The sequence below is a fragment of the Limnochorda sp. genome, from assembly GCF_047459355.1.
Classification (GTDB): domain Bacteria; phylum Bacillota; class Limnochordia; order Limnochordales; family Limnochordaceae; genus Limnochorda.
Genome location: NZ_VSCV01000029.1, coordinates 1 through 19,939, shown reverse-complemented (window position 1 = coordinate 19,939; position 19,939 = coordinate 1). Strand labels below are relative to the sequence as shown.

Here is a 19,939-nt window from a genome sequence, read left to right as displayed (position 1 = left end):
GATGACCACCTCTAAAGAGAGGTGGCCCCATTGAACGCGCCAGAGAATGAGCGTGGGTGCGCAGGGAGACGGTGCCACGGGGTAGCCTGGTGGCGACCCTGTCAGCGGTTCTCGCCCTGCTGGTCGGATCAACAGACAACCCGATGTCTGCCGTCTAGCCGCGCAGGATCCGCCGCACATCCTCCGCGATCTCAGCCGGAGCAGAGCCGAAGGTGTAGCTGAGGCGGAGCCGCCCCTCGGGATCGATCAGGAGTACCGTGGCCGTGTGGTTCATCCAGTAGCCGCCGGGGGCCTGGGGATCGTTCACCCGCTCGGCGTACACCCCGTAGGCCTCCCGGACCCGGGCCAGCTCCTCGGGAGGGCCGGTTAGCCCGATGGCGGAGGGATCAAAGTAGCCGAGATACTCGGCCAGGCGGGCAGGGGTGTCCCGCTCGGGATCGACGGTGATGAAGACCACTTCCACCCGCTCGCCGTCGGCGCCCAACTGGCGCTTCATCTGGCCCAGGGTACCCAAAGTGGCGGGGCAGACGTCGGGGCAGGTGGTGTAGCCGAAGAAGAGGAGGACTGCCTTCCCCCGCTGGTCGGCCAGGTGGAAGGGCTCGCCCTGGTGGTCGGTCAGGCTGAAGACCGGCGCCTCCCGCAAGGGCTCCAGCAGCCGCCCGTGGAAGGCCGGGGCCGGGCGGCTGGTGTAGGCCCAGGTCACCCCTGCTACTGCGATGACGATCACCAGAGCGATCTCCACGAGCATGCGGCGTCGGGCCGGCATGGGGGGCCTCCTCTCGGCGTGTGCCTCGCCCCGGACCTCCCTCGTCGTGGGTTGGGAGCAGGCCCCGGGCTGGCAGCAGCGAATGGTTTCGGCAGATATACGATAACCATTCGCAAGTGGCGGGTCAACGGGACCCGCCTCGAGGAGCCCAGCACCGTGCCTGACGTGACCATCCCCTGGACCTGGAACCCGCTGCTCATCGCGTGGCTTGCCGTGGCCGCGTACCTCTACGGGCGGTTCCTCCTGCCTCTGAAGCCCCGGCCTCGGCAGGTGGTCGCCTTCGCGGCTGGCTGCGGCGCGCTGGTGGTGGGGCTCCTGTCGCCTGTCAACGCGGCTGGGGATCGGTACCTCTTCACCCTCCACGTTGTCACCCACATGCTCGCCCAGGTGGTCGCGCCGCTCCTGATGCTCTGGGGGATGCCCCACCGCTTGGTGGAGGTCCTGGAGGGGCAAGCCTGGTGGCGCCGGCGGGTGGGCTCGCCCGTCCTGGCCCTGGGGGCCTGGCTGCTTTACAACGGGGTGATGCTCTTCTGGCACTGGCCCCTGCCGCCTGGGGAGGGCTTGCGGGTGGCCTGCGGCCTGCCCCTGGACCTGCCCAAGCAGAACCCGTTCCTCGCCAGCCTGGAGGATGTGCTGCCCCATGGGGTGGGGCTCTTCTTCTGGAGTGTCGCCCTCTACCCGGGCCGGTACGGGCTCCCCCTCGTGGTTCGGGGGCTGATGCTGGCCACCACCTGGGTGATCAGCTGGCTGGTCAGTTTCGTCATCGGCCTCGCCGGGCGGCCCCTCTTCGGCACCTACCTGGTCCTGCCCCGGCTGTGGGGCCTGGACCCGGTGGCCGACCAAGTCCTGGGGGCTGGGCTTATGTGGGTGATGGGGCACATGGTTTTCGGGGGGCTCTTGGTCCTTCTCTTCTGGTGGTGGGTCCGGGAGGGCCGGGAGGAGCCGGGAGCGGGGGAGGGCGCCTCCCGGAGCCTGGCTGCCCAGCCTTGAGCTGCCTCGGCGTGGCCTCCGCCGCATGAGCGGGTGTCCGTTCCAACACCGGGCCTTTTTCGTCCAGCCCGCGCTTACGCCTCGGGTGGCTCTGCCTTCCCGTAGGTCTTGAACCGCTCCACCAGCCGCTGGACCTCGTCGGGCGGGAGGGGTTCCGGGTACCCCAGCTGGAGGGCGAGGTAGGTCACGTGCGCCACGTGTTCCACCGCCACCGCCCGATCCAGGGCCTCCTCAGGCGTCGCCCCGACAGCCAGCACGCCGTGCCGTTCGAGAAGAGCCGCCCCATACCGGCCGCCCAGGGTCCGAACGACGCTCTCCGCCAGGGCGTCGGTGCCGAAGGTGGCGTAAGGGGCCAGGGGGACCCGGTCGCCCACGGCCGCCACCATGTAGTGGTAGGGTGGGATCTCCCGGCCTGCGGTGGCGAAGGCGGAGGCGTAGAGGCTGTGGGTGTGCACGATACCCCCCACCTGGGGGTGATGGCGGTAGACCGCGAGGTGCATGGGCGTCTCGGAGGAGGGCTTCCGGGTTCCCTCCAGCACCCGCCCCTCCAGATCGACCAGGACCAAATCGTCCGGCCCGGTCTCGGCGCAGGGCAGGCCGCTGGGGGTGATGAGGATCCCCTGGGGGGTGCGCAGGCTCACGTTCCCGCCCGCGCCCGAGACCAGCCCCTCCGCCGCCAGACGTCGGCTGACGGCCGCCAGCCGGCGGCGAGCGTGTTCGTCAACCATGCTGGATCACCGCCCGGGCCCAGCGGCCTCGCCAGAGCCAGAGGGCGGCTATGGCGAAGACCGCGGCGTCGGAGATGAAGAAGGACCACCAAAGCCCGTCGGGGCCCCAGCCCAGCCCCCACGCGAGGAGGATGGCCACAGGCATCCGGAAGACCCACCGGTTGAGGATGGAGAGGATCATGGAGTGGCCTGTCCGGCCCGCGCCCTGGAAGGCCCCCTGCACCACCATGACCCCACCTGCCAGGCCGAAGGCCCAGCCGCTCACCCGGAGGAAGTCGGTGCCCAGCCGGATCACGGTGGGATCCTTCACAAAGAGCCCCACAATCCAAGGCGCGAGGAGCACGCCCAAGAGGCCGCCGGTGCCTACCACGACGAGATTGAGGGCGATGCCCGTCCAGGCCACCCGCCGGCTCCGCTGGGGCTGGTCCGCCCCCAGGTTCTGGCCCACACCCGTACCCACCGCCTGGCCCACCGCCCCGGCCGTGGTCCAGACCAGCGACATCACCCGCATCACGATCCCGTAGGCCGCCGTCACCGCGGGGCCGAAGCGGGTGACGATGGCGATCATGGCCACCGAGGAGAAGCTCCGGGCGGCGCCGTCCACCGCGGCCGGCCCGCCGATGGTGAGGAGCTGGCGGGCTAGGGACCAGCGGGGCAGGAGGTCCTTCGGCCGGACCTGGATGGCGAGCCGGCCGCTCATCAGGGCCGCGAGGCCCACGAACCCGGCCAGGGCCCGGGCAATCAAGGTGGCCCAGGCCGCCCCGGCCACGCCCAGGGCGGGAGCCGGGCCCCACCCGAAGATGAGGATGGGGTCGAGGAGGATGTTGAGCCCGTTGCTCAGCACGGTGAGGTACATGGGCCGCAGGGTGTCGCCCACGCCCCGCATGGCCGAGCCAAAGGCAAAAAACAGGAAGGTGAAGGGGACGCTCCAGATGATGACCGTGATGTAGGCGTAGGTGTGGGCGAAGAGCTCGCCTGTGGCCCCCAAGAGGGTGAGCAGGGGCACCCGGAGGAGGTGGGCCAGGGTGGCCAGCCCCAGGGCCGCCAGCACCGCCACGGTGACCGTCTGGCCCGCCACCTGGGTGGCCTGCTCCCGGTTGCCCGCCCCTGTCCACTGGGCGACCAGGGAGGCGCCGGCGATGGTGATCCCCATGGCGATGGAGGTGAGCAGCCAGTCGGTGGGAAAGACGATGGAGACGGCCGCCACCTCCGTGGCGCCCAGCCGGCCCACCCAGAACATGTCCACCAGATTGTAGACCGTCTGGAGGATGTTCCCCGCCATCAGCGGCACGGAGAGCCGCACCAGGTGGGAGGTGATGGACCCCCGGGTGAAGTCGATGGCCGCCGGGCGGCGGGCAGGGGCTTCTCTTCTCTCACTGGCCAGCTCCCAGGATGCCGGGCGTCCTCCGATGGACTGGTCGCGCAGCGGGATCGGCCTCCTTTACACCCCGGGGCTCCACCAGCCCTGGGTCGGGGCAAGGCTGGTCTCCGGGGGCTGAGAGGAACGGCTGCAGTCCATTGTAGTCCAGGGCGCGGGGCAGGGGAAGGCAGGGGGCCGGTCTGGTGTGCCCGAAGGGCGGGGGCCGTCGAGCGGGTGGACCGCCGGGAGGGTCTGGGGGGCGCGGCCGGAGCAGGGCGGGGGCCGGGTAAGGCGTGGGCCGAACAAGGCGCGGGTCGGGCCATGCTGGGGACTAGGGCCGCTACGGGACCATCCGGCCTTTGCGTACTTGGAAGACCCGCTGGAGGAGCTGCCAGTTCTGGGGGAATCGGAAGATCAGGTTCCAGAAGCTGACCCCCGCCAGATCCAGGACCTGGGTGATCTGGTACTTGGCCAGCATGGAGCGGACGTCCTCGAACCAGACCTCCCGCTCGCCGCCCTCGGGGCCGGTGTAGCGGAACCAGGGCGATTCGGCCTTGGGATCGAAGAGGATGGGCACACCCGTGTCGAAGGCGAGTTGGGTCGCCTGGGGCGGCGAGAGGGTGCGGGCCAGGGTGGCGGGGTCCTCATCCCGGAGCCAGTCGTAGCCGTAGAGGTTGATGCCCTGGAGGATCTTCGCCCGGGGGATGAGGGAGACCGCGTAGTCCAAGACCAGCCGGACCAGGTTGGCGGGGGAGACGGCCATGGGCGGCCCGCCCACCCAGCCCCACTCGTAGGTCATGATCACGACGAAATCGGCGATCTGGCCCAGGGTGGCGTAGTCGAAGGTGCCCACCCAGGGCTCGGTGGGGCGGTCGGAGGCCTTGGGGGCGACGGCGAGCCCCACCAGGTGCCCGGCGGGGCGCAAGGCCTCGGCCAGCTCCTCCATGAACCGGTTGAACAGGGGCCGGTCTTCCGGGGGCATGTTCTCGAAGTCCACGTTGACGCCCCGGAAGCGGTACGTCTCCACGACCTCCCGGGTCTCGGCCACCGCCCGGCGCCGGGCGGCGGGATCGCTCAGGATGGCGTGGGCCAGGTCCCGGTCGAAGGTGCCGCCGTCGATGTTGGTGATCACCGCCAGCGGGATGAGGCCCTGCTCCAGGGCGGCGGTCACCGTCTCGGTCACAAAGCCGGGGCGGCCCAACGCCCCGTCGGCCCGGACGGGGAAGGAGAAGAGGCTGACGCTGGTCAGCCAGGGGGCCAGCTCCCGGATCCGGGCCGGGGCGGTGGCGCTGGGGGCCAGGTACCCGTTAACCGTCATGGTGGGGCGCCGCCGTTCCAGCACCGGGAGCCAGAGGCGCTGGCCCGGGTAGATCAGGTTGGGGTTGGCCACCTGGGGGTTCATCCGGATCAGGCCGCTCAAGGGGATCTCCCGGGCCTGGGCGATGGCGCTCAGGGTATCCCCCGGCCGGACCAGGTACCGCTCCCGCTCCAGCCCCGGGATGCGGATCAGCTGGCCGGGCAGGATCACGTCGGGATTGGTGATCTGGGGGTTGGCCGCGACCAGGGCGGTCACCGAGACGCCGAACTGGCGGGCGATGCGGAAGAGGCTGTCGCCCGGCTGGACGGCGACCACCACCTCCTGGGGGATGAGGAGGGCCTCGCCCACCGCGAGGCGGTCGGGGTCGGGAAGCTGGTTGGCCTCCACCAGCTGGGTCACGGTGAGGTCGTACTGCTGGGCGATGAAGCTCAGGGTCTCCCCCTGCTGGACCACGTGGATCTCCATGCCGGCTCCCCCCGCATGAAGGTGGCCCTCCATCCTATGGGCGGGGAGCCGGGGGTGTCACGGGACCGGCCAGACGAGAGGGGAGTCTACAACAGGTACCGGTACTGCATCACCCGCTCCACGTGGCGGGCGCTGATCTGCCGCACGACGGCCGCGGGGCGGGAGGGGCCGGCGTTGTAGTAGGCCACGGCGAGGCGCACGTCCCCCTGGGCGTGGTCCAGCATGAGGGCCAGGTAGCGGGTGCCCACGTCGATGTTCTCCCGCCAGTCACCCAAGTGCTTGCCGCCCATGGCCCGGTAGGTGGCGGGCATGACCTGCATGGGCCCCACCTCGCCCGCCCGGCCCCGGGCGTGCACATTCCAGCTGGACTCGGCGAAGCCGACGGCCACCACCAGCCAGGGATCGACCCCCCAGCGCCGGCTGGACCGCTCGATCTGGGCGGCGATGGCCCAGGGATCCGCGCCCCGGGCCGAGCGGAGGGCTGCGGCGATGGGACGGATCCGCTCGTAGTACGCCTCGTACTCCCGGAGCCGTTGCTCCGTTGCCTCCAATGTGCCCCGGAGCTGCTGCACCTCGTCGAGGAGGCTCTCCAGCTCTGCCTGCCGGGCGTCGAGCTCCGCCTGGCGGGCTGCCAGCTCAGCCTGCTGCGCGTTGAGCTCGGCCTGCTGGGCCTCAAGCAGGGCCTGACTCTCGGCCAGCAGGTTCTGGTAGTCCTGAAGGAGCCGGCGGTTGGCCACGAACTCGCGCCCCGCCAGCAGGCAGAGCACAAGCAGCAGACTCCACACGAGCCGGATACGCCCGAGCCGTTGCATGGACAGGCCTCCTCCCACCAGATATGTATGGGGGTGCCGGCCTGTCCAGAACCCGGGTGGCGTTACTCGCCCATCACCTTGATGATAAGCCGCTTGGGCCGCTGGCCATCCCACTCGCCGTAGAAGATCCGCTGCCAGGGACCCAAGTCCAGCCGCCCCTTGGTGACGGGGACGATCACCTCATGCCCGATGGTGAGGCTCCGCAGGTGGGCGGCCCCGTTGTCCTCGCCCGTCCGGTTGTGGAGGTAGTCGTCGCCCCGGGACGGATGGCGGTCCCACGGCGCGATGTGGCCCTCGAGCCAGTCCAGGATGTCCTGCCAGAGCCCGCTTTCGTGGTCGTTAACGAAGACGGAGGCGGTGATGTGCATGGCGCTCACCAGCACCATTCCCTCCTGGATGCCCGACTTGGCCAGGGCCGCCTCCACCTTGTCGGTGATGTCGATGATCTCCTGGCGCTTCTGGGTGTTGAAGGTGAGGTACTCGGTGTGGCTCTTCACAGGAATCCCTCCTCATCGTCCATCACTCCGGCCTGAGGCCACCTGCTGAGAAGCCTGGAGCAGGCCTGCCCGGGCCCACCCAGGCCGCGGCAGGCCCTGGCTTGTACCATACCCGGAAAGAGCCGGGAAGGGAAGGACGGAGAGCGGCCGAATGGACTCAATTGAGTGACGATACCCGATGGCAGGAGGCGGGGCCCGTGCGGGTTGGCGTGGTGGGAGCGGGAGCGGTGGGCGGCTACTTCGGGGCCCTGTTGAGCCGGGCGGGCCACCCGGTGACCCTTCTCGCGCGGGGGGCGCACCTGGAGGCCATCCGGCGGGAAGGCTTGCGGGTGCGGCCCGTCCAGGCTGGGGGAGGGGAGTGGGTTGCCTGGCCCGAGGCGACGGAGCAGGCTTCCGGCACGGGCCCGCAAGATCTCATCCTCTTTGCCGTGAAAAGCTACGATACCGAGGGGGCGGCCCGGGCCATGGCGCCCTGGGTGGGCCCGAGCACCACCATCCTCTGCCTCCAGAACGGGGTGGAGAACGAGGGGAAGCTGGCCGCCTTGTACGGGATGGGCCGGGTGGTGCCGGCCGTGGCCTACATCGGGGCCGAGCGGGTGGCCCCGGGAGTGATCGAGCACCGGGCCCGGGGGGAGCTGGTGGTGGGCGAACCGGAGGGTGGCTCCAGCCCCCGGTTGGAACAGCTCCGCCAGGTTCTGGCCGAGGCGAGGATTCCCGTGCAGGTGGCCGAGGACATCTGGGCGGCCAAGTGGGAGAAGATGCTTTTCAATGTGGCCCTCAACGCCGCCAGCGCCCTCACCGGCGCCACGGGCGCCCGCCTGGTGGCCGCGCCCCGGTCCCGCTGGCTCTTTGAGGCGAGCGTCCGGGAGGCCCTGGCCGTCGCCCGGGCCCAGGGGGTTCCTTTGGATGACGGGGTGGTGGACCGGGTGGTGGCCGCCGCGGCGGCCCTGCCCGCGGTGAGCTCCATGTACCACGATCTGGTCCGGGGCAAGCCCCTGGAGCTGGAGAGCTTCAACGGCTACGTGGTGCGGGAGGGCGAGCGCTTGGGGATCCCTGTGCCAGTCAACGCCACCCTCTACGGGTTGATGGAAGCCCGGCAGGCGAGCGGCCGGGGGAGCTAAGGGGGTCTTGCGCGGGGGGCGGCGGTCTGGTACCATGAACTACAGCGACGCGTGCCGAAGTGGCGGAATGGCAGACGCGGACGACTCAAAATCGTCTGGGGCAACCCGTGCGGGTTCGACTCCCGCCTTCGGCACCACAGGGAAGCATCCCAGAACGACGGGCCTTTTCGGGCTTGGTAGCGGTCCCCACAGCGTTTGCGTGCGTGGGGACCTCTTTCGTTTGGAGGGCCTCTGGAGGGTCCTGGGCTGGAGGCCTTGGCGCTGGGGATGACCGCCGGCGATCCCGAGACCTTCCTCCAGCGACTGACCGCGTTCCAGCCCGTGCTCGCCCACAAGTAGGCGTGAAAGGGCCAACGCCCCGGCCTGGGCCAGGGCGTTGGCCGCGACCGCAGGGTTTGCCGTTCCTTCGCGATGGTCCTTCACGCGGTCGGCCGTTCCCGCACCGCGTGCTCGGCCGCAACGCGCCCGAAGGTGATGGCCACCTGGACGGCGGTGCCGCTCCCTGGGTAGTAGGGCCCGAGGAAGCCGCCGGCCACCATGCCCGCCGCGTAGAGGTGGGGGATGGGCTGGCCCTCGACGTTGAGAACCTGGCCCTTGGTGTTGATCTTCACGCCGCCCATGGAGCCCAGGTTCACCTCGGTGACGAGGGCGGCATAGAAGGGTGGCTTGGCGATGGGCTTCAAGGCCACCTCCCGGCCGCAGAGGGTGTCCACGCCCCGGGCTGCATCCTCGTTCCAAGCCTTGACGGTGGCGGCCAGGTGGTGGGCCGGGATCCCGAGGGACTGGGCCAGCTCTTCGATGGTGTTGCCCCGGTGGATGACGCCCGCCGCGATCTCCCGGCTTAGGTCGTCGCTCCAGCTCTGGAAGGCGCCGCCGATGGCCCGGCCGCCCAGAGCCTTCACCTCGTCATCGAAGATGGCCCAGGCCTGGTGCATGGGCTGGTTGAAGACGGCCCACATGGCGTAGGCGTAGTGGGACGCCTCATCGACGAAGCGCTGCCCCAGCTTGTTCACCCAGATGCCCGGCACCTCCTCGGTGCGGCCGACGTTCACGCCGCAGTAGCCGATGGTGCCGCCCATGCCCGCAAGGTCTGCCCCGACGCCCATGGCCAGCCGGATGCCGTCGCCCTCGTTGGTCTTGGCGCAGAGGCAGCGGCCCGTCTCCAGGGCCCAGAGCTGCTGGGGCGAGAAGGCCCGGGCCATCTCCCGGTTGTGGTCGAAGCTGCTGGTGGCGAGGATGACCGCCTTGGCCGCCCGGATGAAGAGGGTGCCCCGCCGGCCTTCGGCCTTGACGCCGACGACGCCCTGCTCCTTGTCGGTGACCAGGGCCACCACGGAGGTGTTGGTCCAGATCTCGGCGCCCCGGGCCCTCGCCACATCCTCGATGGTCCTCATGAGGCCCATGCCGCTGCCCTCCACCGCGTGAATCCGGGGGACGTTCTGGGCCGGGTCGATGAAGGGGATCCGGCCCAAAGGCATGACACTGGTGAAGATGACACCCCGGTCCGCGAGCCACTGGATGCTCTTGGGCGCCTCCTCGGCCAGCACCCGGACCAGGTCAGGGTCGGCGATCCCCTCACTCTGCTCCAGCCAGAACTGGTAGTGGGCCTCGGTGGTGTCGTTGAGGATACCGGCCTCCCGCTGGTAGGGCGTCGCGGCCGCTTGGAGCAGACCACCCGACAGGGCGGTGGTCCCCCCACAGCGGGCGGCCTTCTCCAGGACCAGCACCGTCGCGCCCCGCTCCCGAGCGGTAATCGCGGCGACCAGGCCTGCACCCCCGCCTCCGACGATGACCAGATCCGCCTCAGCATCCCACCGGCGGGGCACCGCTTCCGCGGGGAGGGCGCTGGCCAGGCTGGGCGCCCAGCCGGCCAGGGCCAGGGCCCCGGCGCCGATGGCGGCCCCCTTCAAGAATCCTCTCCGACTGATCCCCTGCTGGCGATGATCGTCCATGGGTTGTGCCTCCTCGGTGGCCCAGCCCCACCGGGCCGGGACTCAGCAGCGTCGTCCGTCTTCCATGGCTGGTCTGAGTATGAGATTGTGATCACAAGAACTAAGTCGGCCAAAGAAAAAGGGGACCACCCATCCCTTTGGCTCTCCTATACCAAATTATGCCATAGCGGCTTCAGATTCCTTCACCAAGCTCCTTCTCCGGTGGCTCCGGGAAAGGGCCGCGGGCCGCCGCTTCAGGCGGCGGCCCGCATGGGCCAGGAGCCGTCAGCCCTCCAGGGGCCGGTAGATGAAGTAGTCGAAGTCCGCGGGCTTGCCGCTGCCGGTGATGTCCCGGCAGTGCATGCCGACGAAGGCGCCGGTGAAGAAGCCCCCGCCCCGCACGTAGTCGTCGGAGAGCTTGTAGGAGGGGAAGTCGATGGGGATCTCCTCCCAGCGCTCGCCGTCGAAGGAGTAGCTGAAGCGGTAGGTGTGGGTACGCACCGTCACCCGCATGTAGACGTACTCGACACCTTCCGGTACGGGAATCTCCCGGCCCTGGAGGGGCTGGCTGAAGTTGAAGTTGTCGCAGGCCATCAGGTCCAGGATGCGGCCCTTCGCCTCATCCCAGGTGAGCTGGAGGATGGTCCAGTTCTCCGTGTTGTAGTAGCAGGCCAGCCCCGCCGCCTGCTGGAAGGTCTCCGGCTCGAACGCCACCTTGGTCTCGGCCACGAAGTTGAAGTGCTGCCACCGCCGGGCGACGAAGGCCTGGGTGAACTTGGAGGTGAGGGACTCCCGCCCGTAGAGCCGGAGATGGCCCGGCCGGTCGGTGAGGGAGAGGATGTCGGGCCCCAGGGGGATCCGGAGGGTCTGGAAGTGGAGGTTGAGTTGGTCGGAATCGAAGTCGTCCTTTTCGGGGTAGTCGGGCTCCCAGGGGTGCTCGGGGATCTGGGGTCCCTCAATCTCCAGAGAGGGCTGGTTGCCGCCCACCACGTAGGGCCAGCCGTCCCGCCACTCCAGGCGCTGGATGGCCGTCTCCCGGCCCAGGGGGCAGTAACCCCGGGGGGCGAGGAGCGGCTCATCCTCCTTGGGCAGGGGCCGGCCGGTGAGGTGGACGAGGAACCACTCGCCCGTGTGGGTCTGGACCATGGAGGCGTGGCCCGCCTTCTGGAGGGGGTTCCGGGGGTAGGGGTAGGAGGTGAGCAGGGGGTTGTCGGGATGGACCTCGTAGGGCCCCCAGATGTTCTTGGCCCGGGCCAGGGTCACCTGGTGCTCGTAGCGGGTGCCCCCCTCGGCGGTCATCAGGTAGTAGTAGCCGTCGATCTTGTACAGGTGGGGCGCCTCGGTGAGCTTGACGTCGGTGCCCTTGAAGATGATCTTCCGGGGGCCCACCAGGCGCCGCTCCTCGTGGGAGTACTCCTGCAGGGCGATGCCGTAGAAGTTGTGGCGGCCCACCCGGTGGTCCCAGACCATGTTGACCAGGTACTTCCGCCCGTCGTCATCGTGGAAGAGGGAGGGGTCGAAGCCGCTCCCGTTCAGGTAGATGGGGTCGGACCACTCGCCATCGATGGTCTCGCTGGTGACCAGGTAATTGTGGCAGTCCTTCCACTGGCCGTCCACCACCTTCACGTCGGTGTAGATCAGCCAGAAGCGCCCATCGGCGTAGGAGAGGGCGGGGGCCCACACGCCGCCCGAGTCGGGATTCCCCCGCATGTCCAGCTGGCTCAACCGGTTGAGGGGCCGGGCGACCAGGCGCCAGTGCTTCAGGTCTTTGGAGTGGTAGATGCCCACCCCGGGAAACCACTCGAAGGTCGAGACGGCGATGTAGTAATCCTCACCGGCCCGGCAGATGGACGGGTCCGGGTTGAAGCCGGTCAAGATGGGGTTGGTGATCCGCGCCATGATCCACACCTCCGTCTTCTTGTCACCTTCCATGAGCACGCCGAAGCAGAGCCATCCACGCTACCAGCCAGAACCCCTGTGACACCAGCCAGGCACCCCGGGGCAGGGCCGCACCCCCGGGCCTCCCGCGGCCCCCGGCACCCGCCCGTCTCCGCCCGCATAGGCTGGGTGGGACAGCCCCGTGCGGGCCCGAGGCGGAGGTGCAGGGGATGGCCGAGCAGGCGAGCACATGGGGGCTGGGCCGGTGGTGGCGCCGGCGGCCGCTCGATCCCAAGCGCTTCACCGACGTGATGTACGTGGCCAAGACCATCTGGGCCGAAGCCCGGGGCGAGGGCCGGGAAGGGATGCGGCTGGTCGCCTGGGTGATCCGGAACCGGGTGGAGGCGCCGGAGTTTCCCAACACCTACCCGGCGGTGGTCACCCAGCCGGGCCAGTTCAGCGTCTGGCTCCGGTCCGATCCCAACCGGGAGACCATGACGGACCCCCTTTCGGGCCCGGCCTCAGAGGATGAGGCCTGGTACACCGCGGTGGAGGTGGCCTGGGAGGTGATCCAGGCCGACGCCTCCGCCAACCCCCTGCCCGGGGTCTACCACTACGTGGACGTCCGCCTCCAGGGCCGGCTGCCCGCCTGGGCCCGGGGGATGGAGGTGCTCCGCTTCCCCCAGGCGCCCCGGCTCCTCTTCTTGCGGGAGCGCCGGGCCTAGCACGCCGATCGGCAGGCGGCCGGGCCCTGGGCCGGGCTAGCCCTGCTCGCCCCTACCCGCCCAAGGCAGCCACCCGGGGGAAGAGAGGCTGCAAGGCCGGGTAGAGGTCCCGGTAGAGCTGGTAGGTCTCGTCGTACACCTCCCGGGTTTCGGGGTTGGGCTCGTAGGTGGCCTGGACCGCCACGTGCTGGGCCGCCTCGTGGGGGGTCCGGTACCAGCCGGCGCCCACGCCCGCCAGGAGCGCGGCCCCGTAGGCGGGCCCTTCGTCCACCACCGGCCGCTCCACCACCGCGTCCAGGATGTCCGCTTGGATCTGGAGCCAGAGGTCGCTCTTGGCCCCGCCGCCGATGGCCCGCAGCCGAGAGACGGGCTGGCCCGTCGCGCGCATGAGCTCCAAGGAGTCCCGCAGGCCGAAGGTGATCCCCTCCATCACCGCCCGGACCAGGTGGGCCCGGCGGTGGGCCGAGGAGATGCCGAAGAAGGTGCCCCGGGCGTGGGGGTCAGCGTGGGGGGTCCGCTCGCCGTTCAGGTAGGGGAGGAAGAGGACGCCGCCCGCCCCCGGCGGGGCGCTGGCCGCCTCCCGGTTCAGAAGCTCGAAGGCGTCGATGCCCGTCACCTGCCCGGCCGCCTTCTCCAGCGGGGCCAGCTCATCCCGGAACCAGCGGTAGCTCAAGCCCGCGCTGAGCATCACGCCCATGAGGTACCACCGCTCGGGGAGCGCGTGGTTGAAGAGGTGGAGCTTGCCGTCGCTGGTGGCCGGCGGGCGGCTCAAGGGGGAGAGGACCACGCCCGACGTGCCGATACTGACCAGGGCCTGGCCCGGGTCGATGACGCCCGCGCCCAGGGCGCCGCAAGCGTTGTCGGCGCCGCCGCCCACCACCGGGGTCCCGACGGGCAGCCCCGTCGCCTCCGCAGCCTCGGCGGTGATCTGGCCCGCCACTTCCCAGGAGCCCACCACCGGAGGGAGCAGGGAGGGGGGAAGCCCCAACCGCTCCAAGACCGGCTCGGACCAGGTGCCGGCCCGCACGTCGAAGAGGAGGCTGCCCGCGGCGTCGCTGATCTCCATCCGGCGCTCGCCCGTCAGGCGGAAGCGGATGTAATCCTTAGGCAGGAGCAGGGTCTCGGCGCGGGCCAGCGCGTCAGGCTCGTGCCGCTGCATCCAGACCAGCTTGGGGGCAGTGAACCCCTCCAGAGCCGGATTGCCGGTGAACTGGAGGAGGTCTTCCAGGCCCACCGCCTCTTCGATGGCCCGGCACTCGGCGGTGGTGCGCACATCGCACCAGAGGATGGGCGGCCGGACCACCTGGCCGGCCTGGTCGATGAGGACCATGCCGTGCATCTGGCCGGAAAGGCCGAGGGCTTTCACCTCGGAAGGCTGGATCCCCGCTTTCTGGATCAGCTTCCGGACGACGGTGCAGGTCGCCTCCCACCAGTCCTCGGGGTTCTGCTCCGCCCAGCCGGGGGCGGGCTGGATGAGCTCGTACGGGTGGGAGGCGCTGGCGACCACCTGGCCCGCTTCGTCCACCAGCAGGCCTTTGGTGGAGCTCGTGCCGATGTCGAGACCGATCACCCAGGCCATCTGCGACCCTCCATCACCGTGATGCGGCCTTCCGGGAGGCCTTCCCCCATAGCTTCGTTGCACCAACCAACAAACCCTGCGGCCCCGCCCTCGCCGCCGCGTCCTCTCGGGCCCCACCCTCTCTTTTCGTTGCGTCGGGCCGGGCGCCGAGCCGCTGCCTCAAGCCCGCGCCGCTGGAAACCGATGGAATCAGCAAGGGACGCACCCTGGCGGCTCCCGCTTCCGGTGGTGGCCGCGGGCGTGGCGGTCCACTGGGGAGCGGGGAGGCATAGGGTTGGGTTTGGGTCGCCGGCTGCTTGCGCAATCTCTGGCCCGTCAGATGGTGCTGGGTTTTCTCGTGGTGATGACGGGCTTCACCCTCTTCGGAAGCGGAACCCTTCTCATCCTGAACCAGCTTGACTCGGGGTTGGACGCCCTTCGCCAGCAGAGCGAGGCCAGCGTGGCGCTGGCCCGGGTGGAGCATGCCCTGGCGGTGATGGCGGCGCACCTTCACGGGGGCGAGGCGAGCCAGGCGGCCACCGGGGGAAACGTGGCCGCGGTGCGGGCTGAGGCCGACTGGTTCGCCCGGGAGGGGCTGGCGGTCCTGGCCGCCTTCCTGGCCGGGGAGGATCTCGCCCTGGTGGAGGCGGCGGCCAAGAGGCTCGCCGCCCTGGCCGGTCCCGGCCCGGAGGCGACGCCGGCCCAGGGGGAGGCGGCCGGGGCCCTGGCGATCCTGCAGGACGGGGTGGCCCGGGCCCGGGCCACCCTCGCGGCAGACGAGGCGGCGGTCTGGGCCCGGCAGGAGCAGCTGGGCCGGCTGGGCCGTTGGGCCACGGCCCTCATCCTGGGCGCCGGTTTGCTCGTGGCGGTCCTGGTCACCATCTTCTTCAACGGCCGTCTCCGGGGCCGGGTGACGGGCCTGCGGGCCGTCTCGGAGGCGGCGGCCAGCGGGGCGGCCCGCACCCGGGGGACGGTGGAGGAGCTGGGGGCCTTCAGCCAGGAGCTCTCCCGGACCTTCACCAGCATGAAGCAGGCCTTCCAAGAGGTGAGCACAGGCAGCCAGACGGCCGCCGCAGGCGCGGGCCGGATCACCGACGCCATGGGCGAGACGGCCGCGGAGGCGGCCGCCCTGAGGGACGGGGCCCACCAGGCCCGGGAGCTGGCCGAGCGCTCGGTGGAGGCCATGGAGGCGACGGGGATCCAGGTGGACCGGGGCCGGGAGGAGACGGCCGCCATGGCGGAGGCGGTGGGGGAGATCACCCGCCAGGCCGAGGCGATCCAGAGCCTGACCGGCGCCTTCGCCGCCCGGCTGGGGCGGATCGGTGAGATCCTGGGCACCATCGAGACCATCGCCGACCAGACCAACCTCCTCGCCCTCAACGCGGCCATCGAGGCAGCCCGGGCGGGCGAGCATGGGCGGGGCTTCGCGGTGGTGGCCGCCGAGGTGCGGAAGCTGGCCAGCGAGAGCGCCGAGGCGGCCGGCCAGATCCGCCAGATCGCCCAGGAGGTGGGGGCGGCCACCCAAGAGGTGGTCCAGGCGGTTGCCCACATCGCGGCCGGCATTGAGGCGGTCCGCACCCGGGCCGGCTTTGTGAGCGCGGCTTTGGATGCGGTAGGATCCACCTTCGAGACCCTCCGGGGGAACGTGCTCACCGTCCAGACCACCGCCAGCCGCCAGTCCGACCAGGCCGACCGGGTGAGCCGCCGCACCGAAGAAGTGGTGGCCACCACCCAGGAGATCGTGGCCCAGTTCGAGGAGACGGGGGCCGCGCTCACTCAACTAACCGAGCAGGTCCGGAGTCTGGAAACCGGGGCCATCGCCTTGGCCCAGCGCTTGCAGGAGCTTCAGAACGAGGCCGAGAATCAGGCCCAGGCGGCCCGGGAAGTCCAGGCCCTGGTGGGCGACCTCGCCTGAAGGCGTCCGGCCGACCTGGCTCTCCCTGATCTTCCCAGAGCGCCCGTGAGGGTCCCAGGCGGTTCTATCTTCCCCTGGACACACAACATATAGGTGGCTAGAGTGTGGATGGGGTCAACATGTAGTGTGACCCCTCTTTTTTCGGAACGGCTCGCGTCAAGAAGGGTCTGGACGCGAACAGATGTTTGTCCTATGGTAGTCTCTGAGGCGCCCCGGGAACCGACGGCTCAGGAGGGCGCTGGGAGCAGGGAGGAGTCGGAATGGAGCTGACCGCCAACGCCCGTACGGTGCTGGAGGCCCGGTACCTCCGGCGGGAGAACGGGCAGATTGTGGAAACACCGGAGGAACTCTTCCGGCGGGTCGCCCGGAACATTGCGGCGGTCGACGGCGAGGTGTACGGCAAGGATCCGGGACAGGTCCGGGAGCTGGAGGACCGGTTCTACCGGTTCATGACCCAGCGGGAGTTCATGCCCAACTCCCCGACCCTGATGAACGCCGGACTGCCCCTGCAGCAGCTTTCGGCCTGCTTCGTGCTTCCGGTGGAAGACTCCCTGGAAGGCATCTTTGAGACGTTGAAGGCGGCCGCCCTCATCCACCAGTCGGGCGGTGGCACGGGCTTCGCCTTCAGCCGCCTGCGGCCTCAGGGCGATCCGGTCCGCACCTCCGGTGGGGTGGCCAGCGGCCCTGTCTCGTTCATGAAGGTCTTTGACGCGGCCACCCACTCCATCAAGCAGGGCGGCAAGCGCCGGGGGGCCAACATGGGCATCCTGCGGGTGGACCATCCCGACATCCTCCAGTTCATCACCTGCAAGGCGTCCGGCACCGAGGTGACCAACTTCAACATCTCCGTGGCCATCACCGACGCCTTCATGGACGCGCTGGAGCGGGACGATGCGTACGATCTCATCAACCCCCGGGACGGCCGGGTGGTGGGCCAGCTCCGAGCCCGCGAGGTTTGGGATCTGATCGCCGAGAACGCATGGCTGAACGGCGATCCGGGCGTCATCTTCATCGACCGGATCAACCGGGAGAACCCCAACCGCCACGCGGAGGTGATCGAGGCGACCAACCCCTGCGGCGAGCAGCCCCTGCCGCCCTACGGCAGCTGCAACCTGGGCTCCATCAACCTGGCCCTCTTCGTCCGGGAGCCCTTCACCGAGCGGGCCCAGGTGGACTGGGAGCGGCTGCGGGAGACCACGTGGCTGGCCGTCCACTTCCTGGACAACGTGATCGACGCCAACCGCTACCCGCTCCCCCAGATCCGGGAGAAGTCCCTCCAGGACCGGCGGATCGGCCTGGGCGTCATGGGCTGGGCGGACATGCTGGTCCAGCTGGGCATCCCCTACGACTCGGAGGACGCCATCGCTCAGGCCCACGAAGTGATGGGCTTTATCGAGGACGAGGCGATCAAGGCCTCGGTGGCCCTGGCCGAGGAGCGGGGGGTGTACCCCCTCTGGGAGGGCTCCATGTGGGAAGAGCGGGGGCTCCGGGTGCGCAACGCCACCTTGACCACCATCGCCCCCACGGGGACCATCAGCATCATCGCCGGCGCCTCCAGCGGCATCGAGCCTTTCTTCAGCCTGGCCTTCACCCGCCACGTGCTGGACGGCAAGACCCTGAAGGAGGTCAACCCCTTGCTGGTGGAGGTGCTCCAGCAGCGGGGGCTGTGGACCGAGGAGCTGGCCGAGCGGATCGCCGAGCAGGGGAGTGTGGAGGGCCTCGAGGGGATCCCTGAAGATCTCCAGCGGATCTTCATCACCGCGCACCAGATCACGCCCGAGTGGCACATCCGCATGCAGGCGGCCTTCCAGGCCCACACCCACTCGGCGGTGAGCAAGACCGTCAACTTCCCCAACTCGGCGACGGTGGAGGATGTGAAGGAGGTCTACCGCCTCGCCTGGGAGCTGGGCTGCAAGGGCGTCACCATCTACCGGGACGGCTCCCGCCAGGGCCAGGTGCTCACCGTGGGGACCAAGGGCTCGGCGGAGAGCGAGAAGGACGGGGCGGCCCCCGACGGGGTCGGCCGGAAGGTGAACGGGAGCTGGGGGCAGATCCGGCCCATCCCCCGGCCGGCCCGGCTGTATGGCATCACCGATGCCCGGCAGACGCCCCTGGGCAAGCTCTTCCTCACCCTCAACCTGATGGACGGGCACCCCATCGAGCTCTTCGCCCAGATCGGCAAGGCGGGGAGCGACGTGACGGCCTTCACCGAGGCCATCGCCCGCTTGGTCTCCCTGGCCCTGCGGAGCGGCATCGATCCCCACGAGATCGTCCACCAGCTGGAGGGGATCGGCGGCAGCCGGTCGGTGGGCTTCGGGCCCAGCCGGGTCCGGTCGGTGCCCGACGCCATTGGACGGTTCATCGCCGACTACCTGCGGGAGCGGGAGGGCCGCACCCAGCTCAGCCTCCCCCTGGAAGGCGAGCTGGTCCCGGTGGCCGCGGTGGCCGAGCAGGCCAGCGCGCCCCATCCCAACGGCCAGCGGCTGGCCGACCCCCAGGCGGACCTCTGCCCCCAGTGCGGGGTGGACGCGCTGGTCCACGAGGAAGGCTGCCTCAAGTGCATGAGCTGCGGCTTCTCCGAGTGCTGACGGCCCACGCCTGAGGCGTGAGGGGAGAAGTGTGGAAGAGAGAGGCGGCGCCGGTGGTGGAGACCGGCGCCGCCTCCCTTCCTTGCTACCTTAAGGAAGTGACCTGGCGAAGGAAGGGACCTGGGCGGGGCCTTGCCCGTGCGCCCTCCTCTCCGAGGCGTCAGGGCTGGCCGTTCGCCTGGCCAGTGCTCCCGCCGGTTCGGTCCCTTAGCCAGTGGGGCGTGGCTGGGCGCCCCGGAGGAAGAGGGTGGTGCAGAAGGCGGCCAGCTCGTGGGGATCCGCCTGCCGTTCCTCGATGAGCGCGTCGAGGAGGAGCGCGTCGTTCATGCCTGCGAGGCCCAGGGCCAGACGCTCGGCAGCGATGCTGCTGTCCAGCTGGCCCAGCCCTTGCGCCTCCTGGATCAGCTCGACGAGGAGGGCTTTCCGCTGCCGGTACATGTCGGTCAGGGTCTCGCGGATCTCAACGCTGTAGCCGATCCCCGTCTGATCGTGGAGGAAGGCCCGGGCCACCTCTCGGTTGGAGAGGAAGAAGGCGGTCTCCAGCTCCAAGATGCGGCTAAGCTTCTCCAGGGGCTCACCCTCCCCGGCAGCGATGCTCCGAGCTTGCCGGAAGTGCTCGCTGGCCGTGAACCGGATCGCCTCCCGGAGGAGGGCCTCCTTGCTGGGGACGTAGAGGTAGATGGTCCCCTTGCCCACGCCCGCCTCCTTGGCCACCTCTTCGATGGTCGCCTGGTGGAAGCCTCGCTGGCCAAAGACCCGGAGCGCGCTCATCAAGATGTGCTCCCGCTTCCCTTCCCGGCGACCGGGCGCTCCCTGGTCCTTGGCTGCTTCCATCCTTACATTCCTCCCGGGGCCCTGGCGGTGATCAGCGCCTGCAGCTGCTCGGCATCGTAGCCGGCGGCGATGGCCAGCCGGGTCCGGGCACGGGCGAGCTCCGCCAGGGCTTGGACCTGCTTCAGGCGGGCCTGGGCCAGGGCCGCCTCCGCCTCCCACACCTGGAGCTTGGTGGCCGCCCCCTCGTGGGCCTGCTGCTCTACCTGGGCCAGGCGGCCCGCCGCCTCCGTCACCGATCGCTCCGCGGCGGCCAAGGTCAAGAGAGCCTGGGTGAGGCCCGTCTGGTGCTGGGCCAGCTCCAGGGTGATGGCCGCCTCTAGCTGTCTCACGGTGAGCTCCGCCTGGGTGACCGCCTCTTCCGCCTCCCGGACCGCGGCGGCGCTGGCGCCTCCATCCAACAGATTCCAGGTGACCTGGAGCCCGACCTTCCAGGATTCGGGGGAAGGTGGGAGT

16 protein-coding genes and 1 tRNA gene are annotated in these 19,939 nt (G+C 70.0%); 6 read left to right on the top strand and 11 right to left on the bottom strand.

The features are described 5' to 3' along the window. Positions 1 to 154 precede the first annotated feature (154 nt). A complete protein-coding gene (locus tag FWJ67_RS09320) occupies positions 155 to 766 on the bottom strand; it encodes an SCO family protein (RefSeq protein WP_304172902.1) in 612 nt (203 codons plus the stop codon). A gap of 156 nt (positions 767 to 922) precedes the next feature. On the opposite strand from FWJ67_RS09320, the gene FWJ67_RS09315 reads away from it, so the two are divergent. Continuing rightward, positions 923 to 1,756, top strand: coding sequence for a cytochrome c oxidase assembly protein (locus FWJ67_RS09315; protein ID WP_304172904.1), 834 nt, complete (start codon positions 923 to 925; stop codon positions 1,754 to 1,756). Positions 1,757 to 1,830: 74 nt separating this feature from the next. Here FWJ67_RS09315 and FWJ67_RS09310 read toward each other — a convergent pair whose 3' ends face one another. The 5 genes from FWJ67_RS09310 to FWJ67_RS09290 form a co-directional block, all read right to left on the bottom strand. Further along, positions 1,831 to 2,484, bottom strand: coding sequence for a class II aldolase/adducin family protein (locus tag FWJ67_RS09310; protein WP_414482735.1), 654 nt, complete (start codon positions 2,482 to 2,484; stop codon positions 1,831 to 1,833). Then, the gene (locus FWJ67_RS09305; protein ID WP_304172932.1) at positions 2,477 to 3,766 is read right to left on the bottom strand and encodes an MATE family efflux transporter; all 1,290 of its coding nucleotides are present in this window, start codon (positions 3,764 to 3,766) and stop codon (positions 2,477 to 2,479) included. The genes FWJ67_RS09310 and FWJ67_RS09305 overlap by 8 nt, the downstream gene beginning before the upstream one ends. 418 nt (positions 3,767 to 4,184) lie before the next feature. Beyond that, entirely contained in the window at positions 4,185 to 5,627 is a 1,443-nt protein-coding gene (locus FWJ67_RS09300; protein WP_414482734.1) for a LysM peptidoglycan-binding domain-containing protein, read from the bottom strand. 86 nt (positions 5,628 to 5,713) lie between these two features. Next, positions 5,714 to 6,439, bottom strand: a complete 726-nt coding sequence (locus FWJ67_RS09295) for a lytic transglycosylase domain-containing protein (protein ID WP_414482327.1) — start codon at positions 6,437 to 6,439, stop codon at positions 5,714 to 5,716. Between the two features lie 62 nt (positions 6,440 to 6,501). After that, a complete protein-coding gene (locus tag FWJ67_RS09290; RefSeq protein WP_304172912.1) occupies positions 6,502 to 6,936 on the bottom strand; it encodes a secondary thiamine-phosphate synthase enzyme YjbQ in 435 nt (144 codons plus the stop codon). Between the two features lie 197 nt (positions 6,937 to 7,133). Between FWJ67_RS09290 and FWJ67_RS09285 the strand changes: the two genes are divergently transcribed. After that, positions 7,134 to 8,057, top strand: coding sequence for a 2-dehydropantoate 2-reductase (locus FWJ67_RS09285; RefSeq protein WP_414482733.1), 924 nt, complete (start codon positions 7,134 to 7,136; stop codon positions 8,055 to 8,057). A gap of 53 nt (positions 8,058 to 8,110) precedes the next feature. After that, positions 8,111 to 8,194: transfer RNA gene (locus tag FWJ67_RS09280), tRNA-Leu, on the top strand. Between the two features lie 282 nt (positions 8,195 to 8,476). Here the strand turns inward: FWJ67_RS09280 and FWJ67_RS09275 are convergent. Both FWJ67_RS09275 and FWJ67_RS09270 read right to left on the bottom strand, forming a co-directional pair. Further along, a complete protein-coding gene (locus FWJ67_RS09275; protein ID WP_304172916.1) occupies positions 8,477 to 10,009 on the bottom strand; it encodes an FAD-dependent oxidoreductase in 1,533 nt (510 codons plus the stop codon). Between the two features lie 264 nt (positions 10,010 to 10,273). Further along, complete coding sequence (locus FWJ67_RS09270) at positions 10,274 to 11,887, bottom strand: glycoside hydrolase family 43 protein (protein WP_304172918.1); 1,614 nt, start codon at positions 11,885 to 11,887, stop codon at positions 10,274 to 10,276. A 209-nt stretch (positions 11,888 to 12,096) separates the two neighbouring features. Here FWJ67_RS09270 and FWJ67_RS09265 point away from each other — a divergent pair, with 209 nt between their 5' ends. Further along, entirely contained in the window at positions 12,097 to 12,591 is a 495-nt protein-coding gene (locus tag FWJ67_RS09265) for a cell wall hydrolase (protein WP_304172920.1), read from the top strand. A gap of 52 nt (positions 12,592 to 12,643) precedes the next feature. On the opposite strand, the gene xylB is transcribed toward FWJ67_RS09265, so the two are convergent. Beyond that, positions 12,644 to 14,170, bottom strand: coding sequence for a xylulokinase (xylB, locus tag FWJ67_RS09260; RefSeq protein WP_304172923.1), 1,527 nt, complete (start codon positions 14,168 to 14,170; stop codon positions 12,644 to 12,646). Positions 14,171 to 14,444: 274 nt separating this feature from the next. Here xylB and FWJ67_RS09255 point away from each other — a divergent pair, with 274 nt between their 5' ends. Further along, complete coding sequence (locus FWJ67_RS09255) at positions 14,445 to 16,064, top strand: methyl-accepting chemotaxis protein (protein ID WP_304172926.1); 1,620 nt, start codon at positions 14,445 to 14,447, stop codon at positions 16,062 to 16,064. A gap of 260 nt (positions 16,065 to 16,324) precedes the next feature. After that, positions 16,325 to 18,652: a vitamin B12-dependent ribonucleotide reductase gene (locus FWJ67_RS09250; protein ID WP_304172928.1), complete on the top strand. Its 2,328-nt coding sequence runs from the start codon at positions 16,325 to 16,327 to the stop codon at positions 18,650 to 18,652. Between the two features lie 207 nt (positions 18,653 to 18,859). Here FWJ67_RS09250 and FWJ67_RS09245 read toward each other — a convergent pair whose 3' ends face one another. Continuing rightward, positions 18,860 to 19,486, bottom strand: coding sequence for a TetR/AcrR family transcriptional regulator (locus FWJ67_RS09245; RefSeq protein WP_414482467.1), 627 nt, complete (start codon positions 19,484 to 19,486; stop codon positions 18,860 to 18,862). Positions 19,487 to 19,488: 2 nt separating this feature from the next. Beyond that, positions 19,489 to 19,939, bottom strand: a 451-nt coding sequence (locus FWJ67_RS09240; RefSeq protein WP_414482732.1) for a TolC family protein, incomplete at its 5' end; no start/stop codon positions are given.